7 protein-coding genes are annotated in these 10,082 nt (G+C 44.5%); 3 read left to right on the forward strand and 4 right to left on the reverse strand.

All coding sequences use genetic code 11. The annotated features are described in order from the left end of the window. Positions 1 to 173: 173 nt before the first annotated feature. Both LOZ91_RS10730 and LOZ91_RS10735 read left to right on the forward strand, forming a co-directional pair. Entirely contained in the window at positions 174 to 1,901 is a 1,728-nt protein-coding gene (locus LOZ91_RS10730; RefSeq protein WP_005171137.1) for a glutamine--tRNA ligase/YqeY domain fusion protein, read from the forward strand. A gap of 68 nt (positions 1,902 to 1,969) precedes the next feature. Then, positions 1,970 to 2,881, forward strand: coding sequence for a bestrophin family protein (locus tag LOZ91_RS10735; RefSeq protein ID WP_005096746.1), 912 nt, complete (start codon positions 1,970 to 1,972; stop codon positions 2,879 to 2,881). Between the two features lie 82 nt (positions 2,882 to 2,963). Here LOZ91_RS10735 and LOZ91_RS10740 read toward each other — a convergent pair whose 3' ends face one another. The 4 genes from LOZ91_RS10740 to putA form a co-directional block, all read right to left on the reverse strand. After that, on the reverse strand, positions 2,964 to 3,524 hold the full coding sequence (locus tag LOZ91_RS10740) for a lecithin retinol acyltransferase family protein (protein WP_034608524.1): 561 nt from the start codon (positions 3,522 to 3,524) through the stop codon (positions 2,964 to 2,966). Positions 3,525 to 3,928: 404 nt separating this feature from the next. Next, positions 3,929 to 4,153, reverse strand: coding sequence for a hypothetical protein (locus LOZ91_RS10745; protein ID WP_005096749.1), 225 nt, complete (start codon positions 4,151 to 4,153; stop codon positions 3,929 to 3,931). Positions 4,154 to 4,396: 243 nt separating this feature from the next. Continuing rightward, positions 4,397 to 5,479 (reverse strand): tRNA (uridine(54)-C5)-methyltransferase TrmA, encoded by a 1,083-nt coding sequence (trmA, locus tag LOZ91_RS10750; protein ID WP_244783183.1) that lies wholly within the window; start codon positions 5,477 to 5,479, stop codon positions 4,397 to 4,399. A 184-nt stretch (positions 5,480 to 5,663) separates the two neighbouring features. Then, positions 5,664 to 9,416, reverse strand: coding sequence for a trifunctional transcriptional regulator/proline dehydrogenase/L-glutamate gamma-semialdehyde dehydrogenase (gene putA / locus LOZ91_RS10755; protein ID WP_244783184.1), 3,753 nt, complete (start codon positions 9,414 to 9,416; stop codon positions 5,664 to 5,666). A 119-nt stretch (positions 9,417 to 9,535) separates the two neighbouring features. On the opposite strand from putA, the gene LOZ91_RS10760 reads away from it, so the two are divergent. Continuing rightward, a complete protein-coding gene (locus LOZ91_RS10760; protein WP_159515803.1) occupies positions 9,536 to 10,030 on the forward strand; it encodes an Lrp/AsnC ligand binding domain-containing protein in 495 nt (164 codons plus the stop codon). Positions 10,031 to 10,082 lie beyond the last annotated feature (52 nt).

The raw sequence follows: 10,082 nt of genomic DNA on the forward strand, positions 1-10,082 counted from the left end.
CGCCGTATTTTCATTTTTTAAAATGGGTGAATTGAAATCAAATACCATAGTTAGCGGTTGAGAGATTATTCACCTCTAGTTAAACTAAGGAACTTTGATAATGAATATGCGTACAACCTGTGCGATTAAATATTCGTTAATCCCTTTTTAACTTTAGAAGTGAATGATTGATCATGAAGCCAAATGATGTTGTGACATCTCTGCCCGAGAACCCGACCCAAAAGAACAATGCAGTCGATTCAGTGCAGCAGCAAGAACAACAACCGGGCTTGGACTTTGTACGTCAGGTCATTACGGATGATTTAGCCGCTGGTCGTACCCAACAGATCGTCACGCGTTTTCCGCCTGAGCCAAATGGCTACTTACATATTGGCCATGTGAAAGCAATTTGCTTGAACTTTGGGATTGCTGAAGAATTCCAGGGTGTGTGTAATCTTCGTTTTGATGATACCAATCCGGATGCTGAAGAACAGGAATATGTTGATGGTATTGCCAATGATGTGAAATGGTTGGGCTTCCAGTGGGAGGGCGAGCCGCGCTATGCATCGAGCTATTTTGATCAACTTTATACATGGGCGGTTCAGCTGATTGAACAGGGTGATGCCTATGTGGATTTACAAAGCCCCGAAGACATCCGTTTAAACCGCGGTAACTTTGTCGAGCCGGGTAAGAACTCGCCACAACGTGATGCAACTGTTGCAGAGAATCTGGAACGTTTTGAGAAGATGCGTAGCGGTGAATATGCTGAAGGTCAGGCTGTTTTACGCGCTAAAATCGATATGACCTCACCGAACGTACATATGCGTGATCCGATCTTGTATCGTATCTTGCATTCAGCGCACCATCAGACAGGCGATACATGGAAAATTTATCCAATGTACGACTATGCGCATCCATTGTCTGATGCGATTGAAGGCATTACTCACTCGCTTTGTACATTAGAGTTCCAGGATCACCGTCCGTTCTATGACTGGGTGGTGGCAAAGGTTAAATCACCATCTGTGCCACGTCAGTATGAATCTAGCCGTTTGAACGTGGATTACACCATCACCTCGAAACGTAAATTACGTAAACTGGTTGAAGGTGCTCATGTGAATGGTTGGGACGATCCACGTATGCCGACCGTAGTCGGTATGCGTCGCCGTGGTTTTACACCTGAAGGTCTGCGTGATTTCTGTCAGCGTGTCGGTGTATCGAAAGTGGATGGCAGTATTGTGGATGTCGCGATGCTGGAATATTGCATCCGCCAGTCTCTGGAAAATACTGCAGCGCGTGGTATGGCCGTGTTAAATCCACTGAAAGTGACCTTAAGTAACTTGCCAGCAGATATGGATCTGACCCATTCACGTCATCCGAACGTGGATATGGGGGAGCGCGTGATTCCTTTAACCACTGAGCTGTTTATTGACCGTAAAGACTTTGAGGAAGAACCACCAAAAGGCTTTAAACGTCTGATTCCAGGTGGTGAAGTACGTTTACGTCATGCCTATGTGATCAAATGTGATGAAGTCATTAAAGATGAAAATGGTGAAGTGGTTGAGCTGAAATGTTCGATTGATCCTGAAACTTTGGGTAAGAATCCTGAAGGCCGCAAGGTGAAAGGTGTGGTTCACTGGGTATCTGCGACTAAAGGTGTGCCTGCCGAAGTCCGTATTTATGAACGTCTGTTCACTGAGTCGGATCCTGAAGTGGGTGATGACTTCCTGGCCAACTTGAACCCTGAATCCTTAAAGGTGGTTCAAGCCGTGATTGAGCCGGCATTGGCGCAAGCTCAACCGGAAGATCGCTTCCAGTTTGAGCGTGAAGGTTACTTCGTTGCCGATCAATACGATCATAATAGCAAGAAACCAGTATTTAACCGTATTCTTGACTTGAAAGACAGTTTCAAGCCAGGCAAATAATCAGGTTTAAATCAGATATTAAAAGCCCAACTTCGGTTGGGCTTTTTCAATACAGCAGGGAAAATGCCATGATTGTGCGTGATAAAAACAATAGTATCGGTTTACTGTTTGCCTGGCAGGGCACAATTTTGCCTAAGGTATTGCCGGCTTTAGTCTTGGTGGTCTTTATTTCCGGCCTACTGGTCTATTTGAGTCAGGCACATTTTGTGAATCTTCCTGCCGTACCCGCAATCGGCTTTACCATTTTTGGTGTGATTCTTTCGATCTTTCTCAGCTTTAGAAATACGGCATGTTATGAGCGCTGGTGGGAAGGGCGCAAGCTCTGGGGAGCGCTAATCGCCACCACACGTCATTTATGCCGGGACAGCCATGTGCTGGATGATCAGACCCGCGAGGTCTTGTTATATCGCATGATGCTGTTTAGCCATCTGTTGCGTGACCGGCTCAGACAGCAAGTACAAAGTATTCAGCATTACCAAACAACCACGCATTTTGAAAATATGGCATTCGATCAGTTGCTCGTGCAAATCAATCCTTCACAATGGGTGCTGGAACAGATGCAAAAGGAGTTGGTTCAGCAATATAAGCAGGGCAACATCAGCGATATTATTTATAACAATTTGAATCAGCATACTGTGGCCTTGGGCAATATTCAGGCCGGTTGTGACCGGATACTGTCGACGCCATTGCCATTTTCTTATTCGGTACTGTTACATCGTGCAGTGTATTCGTTCTGTTTTATTTTACCTTTTAGTTTGCAGGCCAATCTGGGCCTGTGGACGCCGATTCTGGTCGGGTTGATTGCTTATATGCTCTTAGGCCTAGATGAGCTCAGTGCTGAGCTAGAAGAGCCTTTTGGGCTACAGGATAATGATCTGCCACTCGATTCAATGGTACGACTGGTAGAACGGGAAACCTTAAGCTCTTTGGGTAAAGGTTTACCTGAAGCGATTCAGGCCAAAAAAGGTTATTTAACCTGATCTGTTCCTTTTAATATCAAAGTTTAAACCCGAACTCAAAATTTCTTACTAACAAAAAATCATCGGCAGGCTGAGCTTTAAATTAACGATGTTTAAGATTAGTCAGGTCTGACACTTTCGTTTTAGCCTGATCTTGCAATTCACGGTATTGTTGCAAACGCAGATTGGCTTTATCTCTAAGCTTCTTCTTGATGTACAAGGCCAAGGCAAAACTCGTCGTGGTCAGAGTCAGGAACATGCTGTTCATGAAGCTCATCATCGAGCTGATATAACCAATCGTGGTCAGGCGATTCATCATATAGATCACTTGCGGGCTGCTTTCTACGCCAGTAATCGCCCAAGTACACAGATGTTCGCAATTATTGATAATTAAATGATAATTATTTTCATGCATTCTGGAACGCATGCGACGCACAACTTTACGGCCTTTATATTTCGCCGAGTCATAATGTTGCACATGAATCGCTTTGCCATGACTGAATTTTTCAATAGAGGTTATTTCAATGGGGCGTTTCTTAAATAAATGTGCAAAGCCCGAATAATGAATAACACGACCACGTCCAGCGTATATCCCATGATGGGTATAACCGAAATGTTTAACCATAAGATGTGCTCCTATGGGAAACCGTTTAGTCTGTTGCATATCAGAATTAAGCCATTTAAAAAAGCATTGTAGTTTAATAGCAAGTGTACTGCCTTTTGCTAAATTAATCGACGCTTTGCTTGAGTTTAGGCAGACAAGCAATAGGCGTATGCAGCAAGTGACTTGATCACCTGTATGGCAGAATTCAGATGAACATCTGTTCAGCAACACCCATAAATAGCCTAAGCTAACTTTTACATTTCAATAAAATCAGAAAAAGTGAGAGGAAGAAGTGTTCAGATTTATTACCAATTACTCAATAGAAGGCAGAAGGTTGTGTAGTCGGATTTATACAATTGAACTCTCTAAGTTTGGTTCTTCTTCAATGTAATTAAAGCGACAGATATAAAAAAAGCACCTGGTTACACAAGTGCTTTTTTTGATCAAGCTAGAGCCTTTGCCGATTACTGCAAGGGCAAGTGTTGAAGTTCATTCAGTTCCTTACGGCTATAGCCGCGTGATACAAGAACCTTTTTGATTCCGATGATGATCTCTTCATCAGTTGCTTTAGACAAAGCTTCAAGAAGCTGTTCATTTGTCTTGAAAGAGCAATCATTTTCTACACAAGCAATCTGATTCTTGTGTTCATTGTGTTGTTCCACAGAAAACAACTTTTGCCAAAAACTCATAGAGCCTTCATACAACAACCTAACATAGAGTGAAATATAGCCAATTAAATAAATAAAGCAATAGGACCTATGTGATAAAAGCAGCAGTTGGTCTTTAAAATTTCCGATTGAAGCTCAAAGAGCTAACGATATTTTTAGCTTTACAAATGATAATTTGTTATTAAGTTAATGATTTAAGATATAAAAAAAGGAATTTCGAAAAACTCCTTTTTTGTAACAAGAAAATAAATTGAAACAAATTCTTTATCTTCTTTCTAACAATACTCCCGTTTCTACATGGTGCGTATATGGAAATTGGTCAAACATGGCGAATTTGCTGATTTTATGGGTTTGAGACAACTGTTTCAGATTGTCATGCAATGTGTCTGGATTGCAAGAAATGTAAATAATGCGTTGGAAGCGCTGTAATAGTTTAAGCGTTTTATCATCAATACCGGCACGCGGTGGATCGACAAATACCGTATCAAAGTCATAAGTCGCAAGATCAATATTGGCTTCTTGCAGGCGGCGGAAAACACGCTCGCCGTTGTAAGCTTGGGTGAACTCTTCTGCAGAAAGACGCGCGACCTGAATATTCTCAATCTGGTTTTGCTCAATATTCCACTCAGCCGCATAGACTGAAGATTTGGCTAACTCGGTTGCCAGAACACGGCGAAACTTGGTCGAGAGTGGCAGGGTAAAGTTACCATTACCACAATATAATTCCAGCAAATCTTGATCAGATTGCTCTGCCGCATCACATGCCCATTCCAGCATGTTTTGGCAGACTTGGGCATTCGGCTGGGTAAAGCTGCTTTCGATCTGTTTGTATTGATAGGTACGATCAAAAACAGAAAGTTCTTCCACCACATACTCATCAGACAGGACAAACTTCTGTCCACGGCTGCGGCCAATTAACTTGATATTTAACTGTTCTGCCAGTGCTTTGGCTGCCGGTTCCCAGCTTTCATCCAGTTTACGATGATAAATCAGAGAAACCAGAACCTGACCACTTAAGGTCGCCAGAAAATGTACTTCAAACAGACGTGTCGATAATAACGGATTTGCTTTGAGCGCTTGCAGCAATTTAGGCATCAACTGATTGATGCTGAGGTCTGCAACCGGAAATTCATCAATGCGGATGACTTTTTTCTGTTGATCTTCATTGCGCTCGAACATGGCATAGAACATGTCATCCTCAGTATGCCAGATCCGAAATTCAGCACGCATGCGGAAATATTTTTCAGGAGACTGGAATACTTCGAGGGCAGGTGGTTGATATTCGGCAAACTGAGCGCTGATGCGTTCAATTTTGGCATCGAGTTGTTGCTGATAAGATGAAGTCATATGCAGTAAGAAGTCGCAAATATTTTAAAGCGCAAATGGTAGCAAATAATTGCTGATCTGCCTAAGCCTATTGTGGCTGAGCGGCTTTAAAAACTGCATAAAAAAGACCAAACCCTCTGAGGAGAAAAATTTGGCCGTAAAGAGGAAATCATGAACAGAAAAATGACAAGATGATTCGATTAATTTAGAGATGACTCATCGTCATCAAACTGGCATTGCCACCGGCTGCTGCCGTATTGATGCTAATGGCCCGTTCAAGCACCAATCGCTCCACCGGAATGTCATGATTGCCTGAGTTTAAATGCGTGATTCCTACAATGGGGCCTTTTCGAGCCGCAATACGCTTCTGTAAATCAATCAATTCCGCAGCATCACCATGATGTAATACAGCATCAAATTCCCCACTTTCAATGTCTTGAATCACTTTGAATCGGGCAGCAACTGCTTTTGGCATTGTTTGTAGATATTTCAGCACAAAAGTATTTTCAGCCAATACTGCAGGGCGACTGCCGACCGATAAAATGGCCAAAATTTGCTGAATCTGGTCTTGCTCGGTGTGCGCCAAAGATAGAACACTTTCACGTGGCAAGATCATGTACTGGTTTTCTTCGCCGGTTGGACCTTGCAAACTAAAGCTTTGTCCGGTCGCAATCTGGCTGGGTGCTTTTAAGGAGATTGTGGGGAAAGTTTTAGAGGCCCAAGCCTTAAATTCCTGGACTGGTTTGTGTTCAATAGGGGCTTGATCAGATCGCATGGCATAAGGCTGCGCCAGTTTCTTCTCGGAAAGCTGCTGCATTAAACGGTAGATGTAAAGCGGCCCACCAGCTTTAGGGCCAGTACCGGACAAGCCTTCACCACCGAAAGGCTGAACACCCACAACTGCACCGACGATATTACGGTTGATATACAAGTTACCGACTTCTGCTCGCGCAATCACGGTTTGTATGGTTTCATCAATACGTGTGTGTAAGCCCATGGTCAGACCATAGCCTTTGCTGTTGATCTGTTCCAATAACTGTTCCAGTTCACCATATTTATAGCTGATCAGATGCAGCACCGGACCAAAGACTTCACGCTCCAGATCGTTCAGGTTTGGAAGTTCAATCAATGTTGGCGGAATAAAGGTGCCTTGGGTTAATTCAGTCTCATCTTGGTCAAACATCAGTTGATGGACTTTGTGACCTTTGCTGCGCATCTGCTGAATATGCGTCTGAATATTTTGCTGGGCCTCAAGATCAATCACCGGACCAATATCGGTTTTTAATAAAATCGGATTGCCGACTCTTAACTGCTGCATGGCACCTTTGAGCATCGTGCGCACAGCATCCAGATTATCTTCTTGCACACAGAGCACACGCAACGCAGAACAACGCTGGCCGGCACTGTCATAGGCAGAATTAACCACATCAAGCACCACCTGCTCAGTTAATGCAGATGAATCGACAATCATGGCATTTTGACCGCCGGTTTCAGCAATCAGGGTCACACTTTCGCCAAACTGGTTCAGACGTTCCGCTACAGTTTTTTGCAGAATATGGGCGACCTCGGTTGAGCCGGTAAACATAATGCCCTGAATGCGTGAATCCGCACTGAGCTGCACACCAATGCTTTCACCTTGACCCGGCAAGAGCTGTAAGACGTCTTGCGGAATGCCCGCTTCCCATAAAATCTGCACCGCTTGTGCAGCAATCAGCGGGGTCTGTTCTGCCGGTTTGGCAATAACGGTATTGCCCGCGACCAGCGCTGCTGAAATCTGGCCGGTAAAAATTGCCAACGGGAAGTTCCATGGACTGATACACAGCACGGTACCCAAAGGTTGAATCTGTGTATTTTCAGCTAAATCCAACATCTGACCGGCATAGTAGCGCAAGAAATCTACCGCCTCCCGGACCTCGGCAATGGCATTGGAATAGGTTTTCCCAGCCTCACGGGACAGAATCACCATCAGTGTCAGCAAACGCTGTTCCATCAGATCCGCGGCTTTATTTAAGCAGGCTGCTCGCTCATTTTTTGGCAAATTGGCCCAGAAACCTTGTGCATTGACAGCTTGCGTTAAGGCAATTTCAGCCTGTTCCTGAGTCGCTTCATAGACTGTACCGACTACATCCTGATGTTGTGCCGGATTGATAATTTGCACTGCGTTACTTGTGTCGGTCACTGTAAACGCCGTTCCCATGGCTGCTGCCTGAAATTGTGTGTTTTTCAGGCTGGCAGCGACTTCATTTAAGGCGCTCAGCTCTGCATCATTGGCGAGATCCAGACCCGATGAGTTAATACGTGTGCCATACAGATCTTGCGGATAAGGAATATGCGGATGCTTGGCACCGATCATGACTTCCTGCTGTGCAGCTTTTAAAATCGTTTGTTGTGGATTCTCAATCAAATCTTCGATATTTAGGGTTTTGTCGGCAATCCGGTTGACAAAAGACGTATTTGCGCCATTTTCCAGCAAACGACGCACCAGATAAGCCAATAAGGTTTCATGATTGCCGACTGGCGCATAAATGCGACAAGGGACACCGAGTTTATTCGCCGATTTGTCGCCCACCACATTTTCATACAAGGGTTCGCCCATGCCATGCAGACACTGGAATTCATATTGACCCGCATAATACTGCTCAGGTTGCGCCAGTTGGTAAATCGTGGCCACCGTTTGTGCATTATGGGTGGCAAATTGCGGATAGATATAATCCGGTTCAGCCAATAATTTACGCGCACAGGCGATATAAGATAGATCGGTATGCACCTTACGAGTGAATACCGGATAGTCCGACATGCCTTCAATCTGTGCTTTCTTGATCTCGCTGTCCCAATAGGCACCTTTGACCAGACGAATCATCAGGCGTTTCTGACTACGTTTGGCCAGATCCACAATATAATCCACCACATAGAAACAGCGTTTTTGATAGGCTTGAATCACAAAGCCAATGCCTTTCCAGTCTTGTAATTGCGGCTCAAAACACAGGCGTTCAAGCAGTTGCAAGGAAATTTCCAGACGGTCAGTTTCTTCGGCATCAATGTTTAAACCGATATTGTACTGTTTCGCCAAGACCGCGAGTTTAAGCATTTTTCCATACAGTTCATCATGTACACGATCCATCTGTGCGCGCTGATAACGCGGATGCAGGGCAGAGAGTTTGATGGAAATGCCCGGGCCATCATAAACGTCTTTATCCTGCGAGGCTTGTCCGATGGCATGAATCGCTTGCTGATAATCCTGATAATAGCGTTCCGCATCCGGATCGGTCAGTGCTGCTTCACCAAGCATGTCATAGGAATAACGAAAGCCTTTTTCTTCCAGACGTTCTGCATTTTTCAGCGCCTCATCAATGGTTTCACCCGTCACAAACTGTTCGCCCATCATGCGCATGGCAACATCGACGGCTTTGCGAATAATCCCACGACCACTGCGCGCCAAAATGCCGGTTAACAGACTGGACAGGCTTTTTTGCTGTGGGGTTTCCATCAGTTTGCCGGTCAGCATCAAGCCCCAGGCTGCAGCATTGACAAACATCAGCTGGCTTTGGCCGAGATGTTCTTTCCAGCTGCCCTGATTGATCTTGTCGCGGATCAACAGGTCACGCGTGGCTTTGTCCGGAATCCGCAATAAGGCTTCTGCCAGACACATCAGGGCAATGCCTTCTTGGGAAGATAAAGAAAATTCCTGCAATAATCCCTGTACGATGCCGGCCTTGCCGCCTGAGCTTTTACGTTCACGCAGTGAATGTGCCAGATCAAAGGCGAGTGCCTGAATCTTGTCGCTGAGTTCGGAGGAAATTTCACTATGCGCCAATAGCTCTTCGACGCATTCGGTCTCTGCACGACGCCATGCAGTATTGATGCGTTGTTCGTATTTATTTTTGTCTTCAAATTCAGTGACGTAATTTGGCTGCTTCATGGCATCTGAACCATAGGTTGGGCTTAGTGTGGTCGGCATAGTGACATCCTGTACTGCTGCAATCAGATCTAGCGGGGCTAACGAGTTTTAATCTATAATCACAGAATATTTGACGAATATCTCACTATAGTTTTTATATTTTTTAGAGAATAATTCTAATGCAGCGTCCTTCTTTGAGCCTAGACCGTATAGATATCCGTATCCTGAGTTTATTACAATCCGATGCCAAATTATCCAATATTAAACTGGCTGAACTGGTGAATTTGTCACCGACCGCGGCACTTGCGCGGGTGCAGAAACTGACCAAAGAAGGTTATATTCTGGGTTATGAAGCCCGCCTGAATCCAGGCCTGCTCAATAACGCCTTTGTGGTTTTTGTAGAGATTTTACTTGATAAAACTACGCCGAATGTTTTAGAAGAATTTTCCCATGCAGTACGACAAATTCCGGAAATTATCGAATGCCATATGATCAGTGGCGGTTTCGATTTTGTGGTAAAAATCCGCTGTGCCAATATGGATGAGTTTCGCAAAATTTCCGGTCAGATCTTGTGGCAATTGCCTGGAATCAAGGAGACGCGCAGTTATCCGGTGATGGAGGTGATTAAAGAAAGTCAGCAGATCCATCTAAAAATACCGGGAAAATCTAAATAATTTGTAGCGTATTAACGACTAATCTAAAAAACACAAAAGGGACTCGAAAGTT

It is taken from the genome of Acinetobacter sp. F-1 (assembly GCF_022869025.1).
Taxonomy (GTDB): Bacteria; Pseudomonadota; Gammaproteobacteria; order Pseudomonadales; family Moraxellaceae; genus Acinetobacter; species Acinetobacter pseudolwoffii.